The following is a 16779-nucleotide window of genomic DNA, read 5'->3' as shown; positions in this document are numbered from 1 at the left end:
AGTCGTTTTCATGCTTGTCGCATGCACGTCGGAAACCGAGCCGGCACCGCAGCAATCCCCTTCCCTTCCCGTAGACGCGAGCGAATACCAAGCGCCGGAGCAGGTTCGCAACGCGACCTACGTCTGGTCGGCGGAGCCCGGAATTGATCTGCTGGATAACCGTGGAAAATTGATCCGGGCATCGCACGAATCGATGATGATCGCATTCTACGGAGGTATCGAAACAACCTACCCAGGATTCAGCAATGCGATCGATCCCAGGTATGCGCGCAGGATAAATACCATCGCTACGCGCGCGCTAGTGGGCACGATCCGAGCGCACCTTCTTCAGGTGCATCAGACAGAAAAGGGTTTCAACGCGACCGTCTGCATTCAGCCCTCACACTATGCAGTGCGAAGAGACGACGGCCAGTATCACACTGTGCATGGCTCGGCCATCGAAGAGAGAGTCGAGTTCAACCACCCCACCGCTGAGGATCGCGACCTCGCCCGGGTCCGACCCAACCTCCCACCGAGCACCACTCCCCGCCCGCCATCTCCTCCCATCGCCGACGCGACTCACCAATGGTCCGCGCCGACGGAGGACGTCTTCGCGGGCACCGAGTGGTTGATCAGTTTCGGCGCAGATCTCGGCGATGCCAAGAAACGTTGCGAAGAGTGGGGACGCAGCATCGAGCCGGGGGTGCCCGATGACGGGGCCGAGTTTCTCGTCTCCCCCACCCCACCCGAAACCCTGCCCGCCTACCCGGGCTGGTGAGCACATGAACCGAATTATTTGCGCTGCAATAGCATTCCTTGTCGGATCATCCCTACTTGCAAGCTGCACGCCCGATCGAGCGCCGGCACCGGTTGCGCCCCAGACCATCATCACCGCCGAGTACGAACCACCCGGACAGGTCCGAAGTTCCACCTTCGTGTGGTCCGCAGAACCGGGAATCGACCTTGCGGATCAACGCAGCATCCTCACCCGAGCCGCGTACGAATCCATGATCATCGCCCACTACGGCGGACTCGATACCACCTATCCCGGGTTCGCCGGAGCACTCGTCCCTTCCTACGCACGCAAAGTCCCAACTGCGCTGGAAACATCCCTCGTCGGAACATTTCGGGCGCACATCCTCCAAGTGCTCGATACGGCGGCTGGGTTCAAAGCAACCGTGTGCACCCAATGGTCGAAGGTGGGCATCAGGGTCCGAGACGGCGACTATCGCATCAACCAATTTTCCGGGCAGGAGGAATTTGTCGAGTTCACCCGTGACACCGAGGAACATCGGCGCGAAGGGCAACTCCACAGGCACGACCCGGAACCACCGACACCAAGCGATCAGTACCTGACTTCTCTCCCCACCACCGAGCACCAATGGTCCGCTCCTACGGAAGATCTGTTCACCGATACCGGACTCAGAATCGACTTCGGGGGCGACTTGGGCGAAACGATGTATCGATGCGAAGCATGGGGTCGCAGCATCGAACCCAGCTTGCCGCCCTACAGAAGTTCCGAAACCATCATCTCCCCCACCCCACCCGAGACCCTCCCCGCCTACCCGGGCTGGTGAGAAAGGAACCATGTTGACGTATCCGGAAGAACCCTCTGTCACCGTCAGGCGCGTGCAGGACACGATCGAACGGATAGTAGGCAACGGATCGGCCCACAGCATCCGTATCAGCGTCACCCCGACCGGCCGCATCGTCGCCCTCGAGATCCCACCCGAGGCGTACAACTGGTCGCCGGATGTGCTCGCGACTCGCATTACCGCCGCCCACGACCTCGCGTCCGCGGACGCCGACGAGCAGGCTCGCTACGCGCGCGTCGAGTTGGCCGACGACCCGCGTATCCGGCGCATCGTCTCGGGGATCGGGCAGCTGACCTCGAGGTGAACGGCCCGTAAATAACAACTGGCCGCAGCGATAAGAATCAGCTGCGGCCAGAGGTAACGAAAGAATAACTTGGGTCCCCCGAACTTAGGAAGGCACGTTCAGGTGAGGTCTGTCACATGATGTCTCGTTCCCACACGCGGTGGGTACCCAGCAGCTCCAGAACCTGCGCAACGGCCGTTTCGGGACCGTCCGTGATCTCGACACCGGGTGCCTTCAGCTCGTCCAGCGCCGCTGCCCCGGCCCCCCACGCGGCCAGTGCCTTGTGGTGGCGGAACATCTCGTCGACGAGGATCCGGACTCTCGTGTCGGGCACGGTGGTCGCCATGATCACCGCGTCGAACTCGATCGACCGGGCCGTGAGGAAGGTGCGCGAGATGGGCACGACTCCCCCGAGCATCCCGCCGTGCGGAGCGATCACGAGGGGCACGCAGTCGGCCGCATCCACGGCCTGCACGGCCGCAAGGACCTGGTCGACGTCGGTGGTGTCGTCGGCGACGATGCCGATCAGCCGACCCTGCACGGGCCACGTCTTGCCGACCTGTGCCAGCGCGGGGCTCTGCGGCAGATCGGAGACCTCGACGGCCGGCTTCGGGGCCGGCAGACCGAGACCGGCGGCCACCTTCTCGCACAGCCCGGCGTCGATGTTCGCCAGGACCTGCAGCTGCCGCTCCTTGATCGTCTGCTCGTAGCACTTGCCCAGCTCGAACGTGTAGGCGTAGGCCACGTGGTCCTGCTCGATGTCCGACAGGCTCAGATAGAACTGGCGGGCCTGTGTGTAGTGGTCGTCGAACGACCGGGAGACCTCGCGTTCCTTCTTCGCCGCCGGTACCTCCACCGGTAGGTCGACGAAGGCCCCCTCGGTGATGCCGGCCATGAACGGGCATCCCGCGTCGAGCGAGTTCGGCTTGTACGGAGCGACACCGGTGTGGACGGCGTGCTGGTGGAAGCCGTCGCGGAACATATCGTTGACGGGAGCGTGCGGACGGTTGATCGGGATCTGCCCGAAGTTCGGTCCACCGAGTCGCGTCAGCTGTGTGTCGAGGTACGAGAACAGGCGGCCCTGCAGCAGCGGATCGTCGGTGACGTCGATGCCCGGGACGAGATGGCCCGGGTGGAAGGCGACCTGCTCGGTCTCGGCGAAGAAGTTGGTGGGGTTGGCATTGAGGACCATCGTGCCGATGATCTGCACGGGCGCGAGTTCCTTGGGGACGATCTTGGTGGGATCGAGCAGGTCGATGCCTTCGAAGACCTGTTCCGGGGTGTCCGGGAAGACCTGTACGCCGAGATCCCATTCGGGGTAGGCACCGGCCTCGATCGCGTCGGCGAGGTCGCGGCGGTGGAAGTCGGGATCGAAGCCGTTGATGAGCTGGGCTTCCTCCCACACCAGCGAATGCACGCCGAGCCGCGGCTTCCAGTGGAACTTCACCAGCGCGGTATCACCCTCGGCGTTGACCACACGGAAGGTGTGGACGCCGAAGCCCTCCATCATGCGGTAGGAGCGCGGGATGCCGCGGTCGGACATGTTCCACATCGTGTGCGCCGTGGCCTCGGTGTGGAGCGAGACGAAATCCCAGAACGTGTCGTGAGCGCTCTGTGCCTGCGGGATCTCGCGATCCGGGTGCGGTTTGGCCGCGTGGACGACGTCCGGGAACTTGATGGCGTCCTGGATGAAGAACACCGGGATGTTGTTGCCGACGAGGTCGAAAGTGCCTTCCTCGGTGTAGAACTTCGTCGCGAAGCCACGAGTGTCGCGCACCGTGTCGGCCGAGCCACGGGAACCGAGCACCGTCGAGAACCGCACGAACACCGGTGTCTCCACGTCCTTCTGGAGGAACTGGGCACGCGTGATCGAGCTTGCGGCACCCGTCGCGCGGAAGACGCCGTGGGCACCGGCGCCGCGGGCGTGCACCACGCGCTCCGGGATGCGTTCGTGGTCGAAGTGGGTGATCTTCTCGCGGAAGTGATGATCCTGCAACAGGATCGGCCCGCGCCGACCGGCCTTGAGCGAGTGGTCGGTATCCGTCAGCCGCGCCCCCTGAGCCGTCGTCAGGTACTCGCCCTGCTGGGCACGGCCGCGCGGCAGATCCGCGGGAGTGCCGGTGGCCGTCCTGACCTCGGGCTCCGCCTGATCAGGCTTGGGCTCGGGCGGAGTCGTGGGCGTCGTGGGTTCCTCCACGGGTGGCACGGTGGACGAAGGAACACCGGGGATCTTCGGGGTGTCGGCGGGCATGGGAACTCCGATTCGTGTGCTGTCGTCGGGGCTGGACACGTCTTTTCCACGGCTACCCGGAAGGACGGCGGCCAAACGCGGCGGCGGGGCCGTCGGGTCAGAAGTCCTCGTCGATGCAGGCGAGCCGGTCGCCGGCCTGTCCGGCCTCACCCGGTGCGGTCTTGGTGTGCTGTGCGTGGAGCACCACCGAGTTGGCTTCGCCGTCGCGGAACTCCCAGTCGACGGTCGTGGACGCCTCGGCGTTGCCCTGCGCGTCGGTGGTGATGTCGAGCCAGATCTCGTTCTGCGGATTGGCGTAGGCGGGATCGGTGGACGGGGAGTCGGGGTTCGCCGCCGGGTCGACCCGGTTCTGGTAGTGCGGCCCCGAATCGGACGGGTTCGGCCCGCACGGCCGGGTGTGGACGTGCGCCCCGAAGTCCCGATCGGGTTGCAGACCCATCACCCTGAGGGTGACGGTGGTCCGGCCGTTCTCCTCTTCGGATTCGACGTCGAAGGTCGCGCCGACCGGCACGGCCGCTTCGTCGTAGGTGAAGGCGTTGTCGTCGTCGCCTCCCTCGTTCGGGAGCCCGAAGGCGTCGCCACTCATCCCGGGCAGCGGCGTGGGCATGGAATCGGTGGTGGTGGTCGTGAGCGAAGTGGGTGGGGTCTCGACGGTGGTCTCGGTGTCGGTGGACGAGTCGTCGCTGCTGCACCCGGCAGCCACGAGCGTGGCGACGGAGAAGCCCGCGACGAGACATGCGTGACGTGTGTTCATGACTTCGACGTACCCCGAGGGGCCGTCGGCGAACCTGGCCGCAGGGAACGTGCCCGCGCCGGGGGCGCGCAGGTCCTGCCCCGGTGTTACGACCCGGCCTCGCCGTCCTCGGCCTTCTGTGCCTCGACGATCGCGGCGAGATCCTCCGCGACCTTCTTCTCCACGGCGCTCTTGTTCACGCCGGCCGCCGAGAGCACGCCGTCGCCGTTCTCGAGTTCGAGGAGCGCGAGGAGGATGTGCTCGGTGCCGATGTAGTTGTGCCCGAGTCGCAGGGCTTCGCGGAAGGTCAGCTCGAGGGCCTTGCGGGCACCCGCGTCGTACGGGATGAGTTCGGGGACGTCGCTCGACGGTTCGGGGAGCGTCGCCACGGCGGCCGAGCGCAGCGCCGCGAAGTCGACATCCTGGGCCGCGAGTGCGCGGGCGGCGAGCGACTCGGTGTCGACGAGCAGACCGAGGATCAGATGGACGGGCGTGATCTCGGGGCTTCCCGTGGCACGCGCTTCGTTCATCGACGCCATCACGGTGTTCTGCGCGCGCGGGGTGAATCGCGAGAACCCCTGCTCGGGGTCGAGGTCGTTGTCGCTCTTCGAGACGAACCGTTTCTGGGCTGCCTGCTTGGACACGCCCATGCTCTGCCCGATCTCGGACCACGACTTGCCGGACCGTCGGGCCTGATCGACGAAGTGGCCGATCAGGTGATCGGCGACCTCACCGAGGTGGTCGGCCGCGATGACGGCATCGGAGAGTTGTTCGAGCGGATCGTCGTGGACCTTCTTGATCGCATCGATGAGGTCGTCGAGCCGGATGGGATGGGACGGCCGAATGGGTTCCATGCGTCAACTCTAAGTTGACGCATGGTTCCCGTCAACCTTGGGTTGACGATCAGGTTTGCGCGGTCGTCGTAGCGGAGAGCGAGACCTCGATGCGCGTGCCCTCGCCTCCCACCGCGAGCACGTCGCCGAAGCCCCCCACCAGCGACTCGACGAGGACGGGCAGGTCGGGGACGGCGGCGGAGTCTGCGTTGATTCCGATGCAGCAGTGGCTCGTGTGCGACATCAGCGTGATATTGACGGCCGAACCGACGGTGGGAGCGAACGGGTAGTACCTCAGCACCTCCGCACCGGCCATGTACAGCGGGATCGGGGAACCCGGGACGTTCGACGCGAGAAAGTCGATGTGCTCGAGGATCCCACCCAGCACACCGGCCGGGAGCACGTTCAGCACACCCGCGATGGCGGACGAGAGCGGCACGGCCGGTTCGTCCCGCCACGACCGGACGATCCGGTCCACCCGGTGCATCGACGCGACCGGATCGGCGACATCGAGGGGAAGAGCGAACCGCGCCAGGGTGATCCGGTTTCCTCCGATCGCGTCACTCTCGCGCCGGAGACTGATCGGCAGCGTCGCCCTCAGTTCGGCGACCTGCGCGCCGTGCCGGGAATGGTAGTGCTTCAGCCCCAACAGGATTCCGGCCAGGAAAGCGTCGTTGAGCGAGGAGTTCGCTGCCCGTCCGGCCTGCCGCAGAGCGTCGAGCGGCAGATCGAGGGCCGCGACCTCCCGGACGGTGCTGCGGCCGATCATCACCGGGGACAGCGTCGTGAACACCGGTTGCACGAACCGGGCCGTCGAGCGGGCCGTGTCCACCACGCTGCGCAGCGCCGCGACCGGATTCGTCACCGACCTCAGACCGGAACGCACGAGCCACGGCACACCCCTCCCCACCATCTCGCCGGCCGTCGAGAGGTACCAACCCACGGAATCGGCGAGGGCCGATGCCGGAGCCGAGGTCGGCGGATCCTCGGGCAGTGGCCCGCGGTCGGTACCGTCGCGCTCGAAGTCGACCATCTCGTTCGCGATCTGAATGCCGCCGATGCCGTCGGTGAGCGAGTGGTGCACCTTGAGAACGATCGCGGCGCGACCGTCGGCGAGGCCGTCGACGATCGTCGCCTCCCACAGGGGACGGTCCTTGTCGAACGCCGACATCGCCGCGGCGCGCACGAGCGGAAGCACAGCGTCCAGTCCCCCGGAATGTGGGAGGGCGATCCGCCGCAGATGCCAGGACAGGTCGAAATCGGGATCGTCCACCCATCGCGGTGGGGTCCGCCCGAACGGGGAGTCGGCGAGCTTGCGGCGGAAGCTCGGCACCGCACGTGTGCCGCGCTCCATCATCCGGACGAAGCGCTCGTGGTCCGGGGACCGGTCGAGCAACGCCACCGCGACGATCGTGGACCGCAGGACGGGATCGGACTCCATCCGCCAGGACATCAGATCCGTCTGCGACATGCGCCGGTCATCCGTGCTCATGCGCATCTCCCTCCCTGCCACCGATTCTCCCTCGCACGGTAATCGCTGCGAAGCACGGATATCGGCGATACCGGCCCACGAGCAGGCCCGATGCGCGACGGATCCTTTCGCTCACGCTGACGCAAAACCTGGTTCCCCGGCGGCGGATCGCCCAGGATCGGTGACGTCCTCGACTCCGTCGAAGACCTCTCCCCGTTGTCGGAACCGTGAGGAAGTCCATGCCTCGTCTACGTCGTGCCGGATCGACAGCCGTCATCGCGCTCCTTCTGACCGCGGTCGCGGCATGCAGCTCCGGTTCCTCGGGCGAGGGCCTCGGTTCCGACAGCGCGCTGCCCACCGAGGTCCCCGCGGGCACCAAGCTCGTCATCGCCGATCAGGGTGAGCGCCAGCAGATCCCCCTCGAGGCCTCCGGACAGCTCGAGGCGGTGCCGTTCGAGTACGAGTTCGCGACCTTCCAAGGGGCACCTTCGATCCTCGAGGCGTTCCGCGCCGACGCCGTCGACATCGCGTGGGCCGGTGAGATCATGACCGTCCAGTCCCTCGTCGCCGGCGACGATGTGCAGGTCGTCGCGGCCATCCAGACGAACAACGGTCTCAACATGGGCATCGCCCCGAACGCCTCGGACATCGAGACGCTCGCGGATCTGAAGGGCAAGCGGATCGGTTACGCCGAGGGCACCTCGCAGCAGGCCTTCGTCCTCCGCGGCCTCGACAAGGCCGGTCTGTCGGTCGACGACGTGAACCTCGTCCCGATGTCGTTGCCGGACTTCCCGGATGCGCTGCGCTCCAACCAGATCGACGCCGCTCCGATGAGCGAGCCGGTCTTCTCCCGGTACATGCGGACCCCGGGCGCGACGTCGCTGCCGCGTCCCGAGATCGAGGACCTCAGCGAAGGCATCTCGTACCTCTACTCGAGCAGGAAGGCCCTGTCCGACCCGGCCACGGCCGCAGCCGTCCGCGCCTACGTCACCGCCTACATCAAGGCGATCGACTGGGCCGACGACAACCGCGACGCGTACATCGACGCCTACTTCGTCGAGAGTCAGGGTCTGACGGTCGAGGACGGCGAGCGCATCCTCGACACCGCCGGGATCACCACGTTCCCGCATCTCGACGACGAGCTCATCGCGATCCAGCAGCACACCATCGACGTGATCGATGCCGCCGGTGAACTGCCGAAGCCCGTCGACGCCGCCGACGCATTCGACCTGCGCTTCGACGAGGTCGTCACCGCCGCAGTCGCCGAGACCGGCGCGTCGCACACCCGCAGCTGACCTTCCGAAGGGAACCCGAAGATGACGTACCGCCGGCTGAACCTCAACGCCTTCATCTATCCCACCGGCCACCACGAGGCGTCGTGGCGCCATCCCCTCAGCGTGCCCGAGCGCCTCTACGACATCACCTACTTCCAGGAACTCGCTCGCCTCGCGGAGGGCGCGAAGCTCGACGCGGTGTTCTTCGCCGACGGCCCGGCCCTGCGCACCGAGGTGAAGTACCGGCCCGACTACGGTCTCGAGCCGATCACCACGCTGGTCGCGATGGCCACGGTCACCACGCATCTCGGGCTGATCGCCACCGCATCGACCACCTACTACGAGCCCTACAACCTCGCGCGTCTGTTCTCCTCGCTCGACCACATCTCCGGTGGCCGCGCCGGTTGGAACATCGTCACCACCGCGACCGACGCCGCGGCGGCGAACTTCGGTCTCACGGAGCACCCCGACGTGCACGAGCGGTACGCCCGGGCACGCGAATTCGTCGACGCCGCAGTGAAACTGTGGGATTCGTGGGAGGACGACGCACTCGTCGTCGACAAGGTCGCCGGCGTCTACGCCGATCCGGACAAGATCCACCGCACCGACATCGACGGTGACTACGTCAAGGTGCGCGGTCCGTTCGGTTCGGCCCGCTCGCCGCAGGGGCGTCCGGTGCTCGTGCAGGCCGGATCCTCCAACGACGGGCGCAATTTCGCATCCACCCATGCCGAGGCGATCTTCACCGCACACCAGCGCATCGAGGACGCCCGGGCCTTCTACACCGACATCAAGACTCGCGCAGCGGCATCGGGGCGTAACCCCGATCACGTGAAGATCCTGCCCGGCCTGAGCCCGTTCATCGGCGCCACCGAGGCCGAGGCGAAGGACCTGCATCGCGAGTTCAACGAGCTGACCATCGTCGAATACGGCCTCGGGCAGCTCCAGAAGATGGGGCGCGTCGACGTGTCCCGGCTCGAGCTGGACGAGAAGGTGCCGTTCGAATTGTTCTCCGGCGCAGGCGACATCACCGACAACGACAACAGTCGCCGTCTTGTCTTCGCGAAGATCGTCGAGCGCGAGCAGCCGACCCTGCGTCAGCTGCTGCACAAGCTCGCCGGTGCACGCGGCCACAACGTCGTCGCGGGCACGCCGGTGCAGATCGCCGACATCATCGAGGAGTGGTTCACCGACGGTGCCGCGGACGGCTTCAACATCATGCCGCCGCAGTACCCGCAGGGCCTCGAGGCCTTCGCCTCCCAGGTGGTGCCGATCCTGCAGGAGCGCGGCCTGTTCCGGACCGAGTACACCGGCACCACGCTGCGTGACCATTACGGCCTGCCGCGTCCGGAGAGCCAGTACGCACGCACACTCGCGGCTGCCGGCGTCTGACCGAACGGACGAAAGGACTGGAGCCATGAGCATCTCCACCGTCGAATCCCGGCGTTTCGGCAGTGGCCCGGCCGGTGACGCCGACACCGGCCGGAAGCCCGATCCCGGCGCGACGGCCGACCTGTCGCCCCGCACGACCCGCAGCCACCTCGCCCCCGGCAAGCCGATCACGTTCGGCCTCGCGATCGGTCCGGTGCTGCTGCTGGTCCTGTGGGTCGTCACCTCTGCCACCGGGGTGCTCGACCCGAAGACCCTCTCGGCGCCGTGGACGGTCGTCACCACCGCATGGGATCTGATCGGCGACGGGCGACTGCAGTCGAACCTGTGGACCTCCGTCCAGCGCGCCCTGATCGGCGGGGTCATCGGCGTCACCCTCGGACTGGTGCTCGCCCTGGCCGCCGGCCTGTCGCGCATCGGGGAGGCGCTGATCGACGGTCCGGTGCAGATCAAACGCTCCATCCCCACGCTGGCGTTGATGCCGCTGGCGATCCTGTGGTTCGGCATCGGCGAGGAGATGAAGATCCTGCTCGTCACCCTGTCGGTGTTCGTCCCTGTCTACATCAACACCTACGCGGCGTTGCGCGGCATCGATGCCCGCTACGTGGAACTGGCCGAGACACTGGATCTGTCCCGCGCCCAGTTCGTCCGTCGCATCGCTCTGCCGGGGGCGCTGCCCGGCTTCTTCACCGGTCTGCGCCTGGCGGTGACCATCTCCTGGCTGGCCTTGGTGGTCGTCGAGCAGGTCAACGCCTCGAGCGGTATCGGCTACCTGATGTACCAGGCCCGCAACTACGGCCTGACCGAGATCATCATCGTCGGATTGGTGGTCTACGCGATCCTCGGTTTCGGCAGCGACCTGCTGGTCCGTGCGGCGGAGAGGAAGGCACTGGCATGGCGCAGGACGATCGGCAGCTGACCGTACGCACCCGGGGTCTGAGCCGTGGCTTCGACGGACGGGCGGTCCTGAACAACATCGACCTCGAGATCGCACCCGGCGAGTTCGTGGCGCTGCTCGGCCGTAGTGGGTCGGGCAAGAGCACCCTGCTGCGTGCCCTGGCCGAACTCGACCACGGCGTGCCGGGATCGGGAACGCTCGAGGTACCGAAGAAGCGGGCGGTGGTCTTCCAGGACTCGCGACTGCTGCCCTGGGCGCGGGTGCTCGACAACGTCGTCCTCGGCCTGGACGGCGACGACGCCGCCGAGCGCGGCCGCACGGCCCTGGCGGAGGTCGGGCTCGCCGGACGCGAGAAGGCCTGGCCCACCGAACTGTCCGGCGGTGAGCAACAGCGCGTATCGCTCGCGCGGTCGCTGGTGCGCGACCCCGAACTGCTGCTCGCCGACGAGCCGTTCGGCGCCCTCGACGCACTGACGAAGATCAAGATGCACGGTCTGTTGCAGGAGTTGTGCGCCGAGCACCGGCCCGCGGTGCTGCTCGTCACCCACGATGTCGACGAGGCGATCGCGCTCGCCGACCGTGTGCTCGTGCTCGATCACGGCTCGTTCGCCGTCGAGCTGAACATAGACCTGCCGCACCCGCGGGCCGATCACGTCGTCGAGGCGGCCGACTACCGGCGCGCACTGCTCGAGGTGCTGGGGGTCGAGCTCTCCGTCTGAGCGACCCGCACTGTCTCTGCCGGAGCAGCCCGCTCCGGAGCGACCGATGCGAGAGAATCGACTCGTCGCTCCGGAGTCACCGACGGGAGATGCATCGTGTGTGGACGTTATGCCAGCACCAGTACCCGCGGGGATCTGCTCGCGGCCTACGACGCCGTCGAGACCGCGGGTGAGGAACTGCCACCCTCGTACAACATCGCCCCCACCCAGCGTGTGAACGTCGTACTCGAACGAGCGCCGCGCGAGGAACCGGACGCCGAACCGGTGCGTATGGTGTCCTCGCAGGTCAAATGGGGGTTGGTGCCGTTCTGGGCGAAGGACCCGAAGATCGGGTCGCGCATGATCAACGCCCGCTCCGAGACGATCACGCAGAAGCCCGCCTTCAAGGCGGCCGCAGCGCGGCGGCGGTGCGTGCTGCCGGCCGACGGTTACTACGAGTGGATGACAGGCGAGGACGGGAAGAAGATCCCGTTCTTCCTGCACGCGGACGCACCGATCTCCATGGCCGGGCTCTACGAGCTGTGGCCGAACCCGGAACTCCCCGAGGACCATCCCGACCGCTGGTTGTGGACGTGCACCGTACTGACCCGTCCGGCGACCGACGCCGCCGGGCACATCCACGAACGTTCGCCGGTGATCCTCCCCGCCACCTTCGTCGATCCGTGGCTCGATCCCGAACTGAACGACCGCGACGACGTCGATGCCCTCCTGAATTCGATTCCCGAACCCCGCCTCGAACCGTACGAGGTGAGCACGGCGGTCAATTCACCGCGCAACAACAATCCCGACCTGCTGCGACCTGTCGATTCGTGAAAGACCGGCCGTCTGCCGTTCCCCACGCCGGACAGGAATCATCAACCGGAGGTGTCGCTGCTCGTACCGGGCAGCGGCGTAGGCGTGGAGTCGGTGGACGAGTCCGGCCTGGTGGCCGCAAGAACCATCCTGACGATCCGGTCGATCTCCTCTTCCGATGCCTTGCGACCCAACATCATCGGCGCCAGGAACAGCGGCGCGGCCAGCGCGTTCACCATCGCTTCCGGCGAATGGTCGGAGTTGGCATCTCCACGTTCGATCGCCCGGCGGGCCATCGTCCGCCACGCTTCGAGAACGGGACGGTACTGCTCGAGCACGAGTTGGTTGAAGTCGGGATAGCGATGACTCGCCATGAGTGCCGCCGAGGCGACCTCGACCGGGCCTGCTGCGTACTCCGCGATGGACTCGGCGAAGCCTCGGACGTCCGATTCCCATGCGCCGGTGTCCGGCGGAGCCACCTGTCGCACGTGCATCGACACCGCTTCGACGAGCAGGTCGTTGTGTGTGGGCCACCATCGGTAGATGGTCTTGCGGCTGACACCGGCGCGGGCGGCAACCTCGACGGTGGTGAAGTCGAGTCGCCCCTCCGCGAGAAACGCCAGGCATGCCTCACCGACCGCGATCCGGACCTTCTCGCTCCGTCCACCGGTCCGAATCCGTTCAGGCTTGTCGCTCACTCCCGCTCTCCCCGCTCGAAACACAATATTAACGACACACGATGTTGACTTAGCGACCGGCGCTGCGGATGATCTACATCACATCGCCGCAGACACCGCCTCCAGCCTCTCAGAGCACACGGTGCCTGCGGAATCTCGATCGAGTCATTTCAACGGAAGGCCGGTACCCGACCGGCTGCGGAGGAGCATCCATGCACGAGAGAAGTCACTTCGACGTCGTGGTCGTCGGCGCAGGACCCATCGGCACCGCCACTGCCCGGCATCTCAGCGAACGAGGTGCATCGGTACTGCTCGTCGGGCCCGACGAACCCTCCGACTTCACCGACCACGACGGCGTGTGGGCCGGTTACTACGACCAGGGACGCCTGGCACACGTCCTCGAGGTCCCGCTGATGACGTCCCTTCTGGCGATGCGGTCCATCCGCCGGTTTCCCGAGCTGCAGGAACGCACCGGCGAACGATTCGCGACATCCACACATTCACTGACGGTCATGCCGGACGACTCGGAGCCCAGCGGTGTGACCACATGGTTCAACCGCGCCCTGCTCGCATCCAATGCCGCCGATCTCGGTATCGACGTCGAGCACCTCGACAGCGACCGGTTGCGCAGCGAATACCCGGAGCTGCGCTTCGCACCGGGTCATGTCGGCATCGTCCAACGCGATGATGCCTTCATCGTCAATCCACGCGGGCTGGTTCGAGCCGAGCTGGCCGCCGCAACCGAACGAGGGACCGTGGTGATCCGCGACATCGTGGACACGATCGATCGGTCCGATCGCGGGGTGATCGTGACCGGTCGTTCGGGTGCATCCTGGAGCTGCGAGAAGGTGGTGGTCGCGACCGGAGCCGCCACCAACGTCAGCGGCCTGCTCCCCCGGCCCCTGGACATGCTCACCTACGGTGCGACGGTGGTCCTGGTCGAAGTGCCGGATCCGGCCGACTTCGACATTCCTGCCATGATGTACCTGAAGGCTCCCGGCGGACGAGTGGAATTCGGCGGAATCGTCATGTCGCCCTTGCAATATCCGGACGGACGGTGGTATCTCAAATGCTCCGGCAGGAGCCTTCTCGACAACCCGCTCGACTCCGCCGAGGCGATCGCCCGCTGGGTCCGCACCGGGGGCCGCCGGGAAGACATCGCCGACACGCTCGAGTTGCTCACCGAACTGTTGCCCGGCAAGAACTTCGGCTCTGCACATACCCGGCCCTGCATGGTGTGCGAGACCCCCACAGGGTTGCCCTACATCGACCGGGTGGACGACCACACGATCGTTGCGATCGAAGGCGAGCGCGGCGCCATGGCTGCGGACGAGATCGGCAGGCTCACAGCAGGACTCACCCTCGATGGAATGTGGACCGACGGCATTCCGCATGCCGCCTTCCGAGCCCGCTGGGTGGAGGCCGAGTCGGTACGGCCGCTGCTCCCGGCGGGCGTGTGAGTCCCATGGATCCGTACACAGAAACGACCCACACCATGCCGAACCCGAGCGGTCCCGTCATCCCGGCAGAACTCACGCACATGTATCAGCAGTGGCACATCTCGCCGGCGGTGCGCGCAGGCAACTTCCTCATCTGTTCCGGAGTACTCGGCCAGCGCCTCGACGGAACCGTTCCCGACGATCCGACCACGCAGTTCACCCTCGCATTCGAGAATCTCCAACGGGTGCTCGCGGCCGCGGGTGCCGATTGGACCCACCTGGTCGAGTTGGTCACCTTCCACATCGATCTCGAGGGCGACCTCGAAGCCTTCAGTGCAGTCAAGGAACGGTTCGTCCGGGAACCGTACCCGGCGTGGACCGCCGTGGGCGTCGCTGAACTCGGCGCGGGACCGGAACCGTCCCCGCGAGTCGAGATGAAAGCGACGGCCTATCTGGCCGATGCCGTCGCACCGCCCGCTCGATAACGATCGACCGTTCCTCGCACGTCCATACGCGGGCAGGAACCACCACAGTCCCCCGGTTACGGGGGTTCCGCTCCCCGACGGCGATATCGGGATCGCGACTCCGCGCGACATTTCCTGTGCTGCTCCATCCTTCGAACCGCCACGCCCGCACCGTGTCTCGGCCCGGGCGTGGCCGGCACGATCTTTTCATCCATCCGGGCTCCCACCTGAAAGGCCTCCCCATGGATCTCGCATCCTCCAGCGGTGACACGTTCGTCGCGACGTCGAAGGAACCGCATTCCGGTAGAAGAGGCTGGACGCCACAACTGGCGGTCTCGTTCCTCTCCATGGTGCTGGTACTCGAGATGCTCTCCTGCAGCTATCTGATGGTTTCCGTTGCACTGCCGCAGATCTCGGGTCACTTCCGAACCACCCAGGGGGTGTGGATCATCACGTCCTTCCTGCTGGTCGGGGCGGTCTCGTCACCCTTGATCGGCAAGCTCGCCGACATGCACGGCAAGCGGAAGCTGCTGCTGTGGTGTGTTGCGCTGGCAGCGGTCGGTGCACTCATCGCTGCGGTGGCTCCGAACATTGCGATCGTCGTCCTCGGCTGGTCGCTGACCGGGTTTCTCAGCCCGTGCCTGTTCCTGGTCTACTCGCTGATCCGCGATGTCTACCCGCCACGGACGGTGGCGATGGCAGTGAGTATCTCGACGACCGGCATGGGCCTGGTCGCCATCCCGGCTCCCTTCGTGGCAGGCTGGATCATCGACAACTTCGGGTTCCGCGGGGTCTTCTGGTTCTTCGTCATCGGCCTGTCGCTTCTCACCGTCGTCATCCGAGCCACCACCGAGGAGTCGCCGATCCGGCTGCGATCGACGATCGACCTCGTAGGTGCAGCCCTTCTGGGCGCAGGCCTCGGCGGGCTGCTCCTCGCGATCAGCTTCGGGCCGGACCGGGGGTGGGCGGCACCGTCGACCATCATCTTTCTGATCGGTGGGCTGGTGTTCGTGATCGCCTGGTCGGTGTCGGCACGGGTACTACGCGATCCCGTCATCGACCTCTCGATCCTGACGCAACGTCCTGTGGCACTGACCTCGCTCAGCTCCGGTCTCGCGTGGGCCGCCATGGCCACCTTCGTGATGATCTTGCCGATGATGATCATGGCTCCGAGCGATGTGGGTCTCGGCTACGGGTTCGGTGCCGATGCCGGCCGGTACGCCTGGTTCCATGCTCCCGAAGCCGTGATGACCCTGATCGGTGGGTTCATCGTCGGCGGGCTGGCCCCGCGAATCCGGCCCAAGGCATTGCTCGTTGCCGGGCTCACCGTCGTCACCGTCGGCAGTCTGTCACTCGCGTTGTCGCACGATTCGGCAGTGGTCGTCGTCCTGCTCGCCGCGCTCGTCGGCCTCGGCGGCGGCATGGCCTACGCAGCGACACCGAACCTGCTCATCGAAGCTGTTCCGGCTCAGCAACTTGCGACGGCCGGGGCCATCGCTTCCACGGCGGGCAACCTCCTCCCCGCTGTTCTCCCGGTTCTCGTATTCGCAATGCTGAACTCCCACATCGCTCTCGCGACCGACGGGAGCGTGCTGTATTCCGACGCGGGCATTTCCATCGGATTCGCGATGGTCGCAGGCGCGGCACTCGTCGGAGCACTGGCCGCACTCGCCATTCCCCGGATGATCCGCCGAGCGGACGCGCTCACCCCGTCCGACTGACCCGGATGCCGTACCGGTGCTGTCCTCCGGGTCCCGGGTCTCCACGAGTGCGACACGTGTGCTCCCCGCATCGTCTTCGCCACGTCACTCCTGCTCACCCGGCCCGGAACAGCACATCGTCACCGTTCTCGTATTCGAGCGGCGCGAAGCATAGATGCTCGATGTCGGTGCAGTCGTGTCCGAGTCGCAGGGCCCGACGGGAGATCGTCTCGACGGCCGTATGTCGTTCCCCACGTCGGACGGGAACGATTGCCGGAATTG

The 16779-nt window shown here is 66.3% G+C and carries 16 protein-coding genes; 11 read left to right on the top strand and 5 right to left on the bottom strand.

The features are described from left to right. The first annotated feature begins 10 nt into the window (after positions 1-10). The 3 genes from PV766_RS14535 to PV766_RS14525 are packed head-to-tail and all read left to right on the top strand — an operon-like array spanning position 11 to position 1878. Complete coding sequence (locus PV766_RS14535; protein WP_231913201.1) at positions 11-757, top strand: hypothetical protein; 747 nt, start codon at positions 11-13, stop codon at positions 755-757. Between the two features lie 4 nt (positions 758-761). Further along, positions 762-1556 (top strand): hypothetical protein, encoded by a 795-nt coding sequence (locus PV766_RS14530; RefSeq protein ID WP_421097272.1) that lies wholly within the window; start codon positions 762-764, stop codon positions 1554-1556. Between the two features lie 52 nt (positions 1557-1608). Further along, positions 1609-1878, top strand: a complete 270-nt coding sequence (locus tag PV766_RS14525) for a YbaB/EbfC family nucleoid-associated protein (RefSeq protein WP_129974995.1) — start codon at positions 1609-1611, stop codon at positions 1876-1878. Between the two features lie 112 nt (positions 1879-1990). Here the strand turns inward: PV766_RS14525 and PV766_RS14520 are convergent, their stop codons facing one another. The 4 genes from PV766_RS14520 to PV766_RS14505 all read right to left on the bottom strand — a co-directional run bounded on the left by PV766_RS14520 (position 1991) and on the right by PV766_RS14505 (position 7166). Further along, positions 1991-4108 carry a catalase gene (locus tag PV766_RS14520; RefSeq protein WP_421097271.1) on the bottom strand — a complete coding sequence of 706 codons (2118 nt, stop codon included), beginning with the start codon at positions 4106-4108 and terminating at the stop codon, positions 1991-1993. 97 nt (positions 4109-4205) lie between these two features. Beyond that, positions 4206-4862 carry a superoxide dismutase family protein gene (locus PV766_RS14515; RefSeq protein WP_033098111.1) on the bottom strand — a complete coding sequence of 219 codons (657 nt, stop codon included), beginning with the start codon at positions 4860-4862 and terminating at the stop codon, positions 4206-4208. A gap of 86 nt (positions 4863-4948) precedes the next feature. Beyond that, on the bottom strand, positions 4949-5695 hold the full coding sequence (locus tag PV766_RS14510; RefSeq protein WP_220666333.1) for a Clp protease N-terminal domain-containing protein: 747 nt from the start codon (positions 5693-5695) through the stop codon (positions 4949-4951). 49 nt (positions 5696-5744) lie between these two features. Further along, positions 5745-7166: a wax ester/triacylglycerol synthase domain-containing protein gene (locus tag PV766_RS14505; protein WP_421097270.1), complete on the bottom strand. Its 1422-nt coding sequence runs from the start codon at positions 7164-7166 to the stop codon at positions 5745-5747. A gap of 218 nt (positions 7167-7384) precedes the next feature. Between PV766_RS14505 and PV766_RS14500 the strand changes: the two genes are divergently transcribed. From PV766_RS14500 to PV766_RS14480, 5 genes are all read left to right on the top strand, one after another. Beyond that, positions 7385-8440 carry an ABC transporter substrate-binding protein gene (locus PV766_RS14500; RefSeq protein ID WP_421097269.1) on the top strand — a complete coding sequence of 352 codons (1056 nt, stop codon included), beginning with the start codon at positions 7385-7387 and terminating at the stop codon, positions 8438-8440. 21 nt (positions 8441-8461) lie between these two features. After that, positions 8462-9811 carry an LLM class flavin-dependent oxidoreductase gene (locus tag PV766_RS14495; RefSeq protein WP_129975005.1) on the top strand — a complete coding sequence of 450 codons (1350 nt, stop codon included), beginning with the start codon at positions 8462-8464 and terminating at the stop codon, positions 9809-9811. 25 nt (positions 9812-9836) lie between these two features. Beyond that, a complete protein-coding gene (locus PV766_RS14490) occupies positions 9837-10727 on the top strand; it encodes an ABC transporter permease (protein ID WP_421097268.1) in 891 nt (296 codons plus the stop codon). Further along, positions 10703-11425, top strand: a complete 723-nt coding sequence (locus PV766_RS14485) for an ABC transporter ATP-binding protein (protein ID WP_421097267.1) — start codon at positions 10703-10705, stop codon at positions 11423-11425. Before PV766_RS14490 ends, PV766_RS14485 begins: the two co-directional genes overlap by 25 nt. A gap of 96 nt (positions 11426-11521) precedes the next feature. Further along, positions 11522-12238: an SOS response-associated peptidase gene (locus tag PV766_RS14480; RefSeq protein ID WP_255161967.1), complete on the top strand. Its 717-nt coding sequence runs from the start codon at positions 11522-11524 to the stop codon at positions 12236-12238. 41 nt (positions 12239-12279) lie between these two features. On the opposite strand, the gene PV766_RS14475 is transcribed toward PV766_RS14480, so the two are convergent. Next, positions 12280-12915 carry a TetR/AcrR family transcriptional regulator C-terminal ligand-binding domain-containing protein gene (locus PV766_RS14475; RefSeq protein ID WP_421097266.1) on the bottom strand — a complete coding sequence of 212 codons (636 nt, stop codon included), beginning with the start codon at positions 12913-12915 and terminating at the stop codon, positions 12280-12282. Between the two features lie 191 nt (positions 12916-13106). On the opposite strand from PV766_RS14475, the gene PV766_RS14470 reads away from it, so the two are divergent. The 3 genes from PV766_RS14470 (at position 13107) to PV766_RS14460 (ending at position 16518) form a co-directional block, all read left to right on the top strand. Continuing rightward, complete coding sequence (locus tag PV766_RS14470; protein ID WP_421097265.1) at positions 13107-14354, top strand: NAD(P)/FAD-dependent oxidoreductase; 1248 nt, start codon at positions 13107-13109, stop codon at positions 14352-14354. A 35-nt stretch (positions 14355-14389) separates the two neighbouring features. Further along, complete coding sequence (locus PV766_RS14465) at positions 14390-14818, top strand: RidA family protein (protein ID WP_129975017.1); 429 nt, start codon at positions 14390-14392, stop codon at positions 14816-14818. 221 nt (positions 14819-15039) lie between these two features. After that, on the top strand, positions 15040-16518 hold the full coding sequence (locus PV766_RS14460) for an MFS transporter (protein ID WP_371053422.1): 1479 nt from the start codon (positions 15040-15042) through the stop codon (positions 16516-16518). Positions 16519-16779: the final 261 nt, after the last annotated feature.

Origin of the sequence: Rhodococcus sp. As11, from assembly GCF_048957735.1 — a bacterium.
Taxonomy (GTDB): Bacteria; Actinomycetota; Actinomycetes; order Mycobacteriales; family Mycobacteriaceae; genus Rhodococcus; species Rhodococcus gordoniae.
This window is presented reverse-complemented; position numbering and strand designations above follow the sequence as displayed.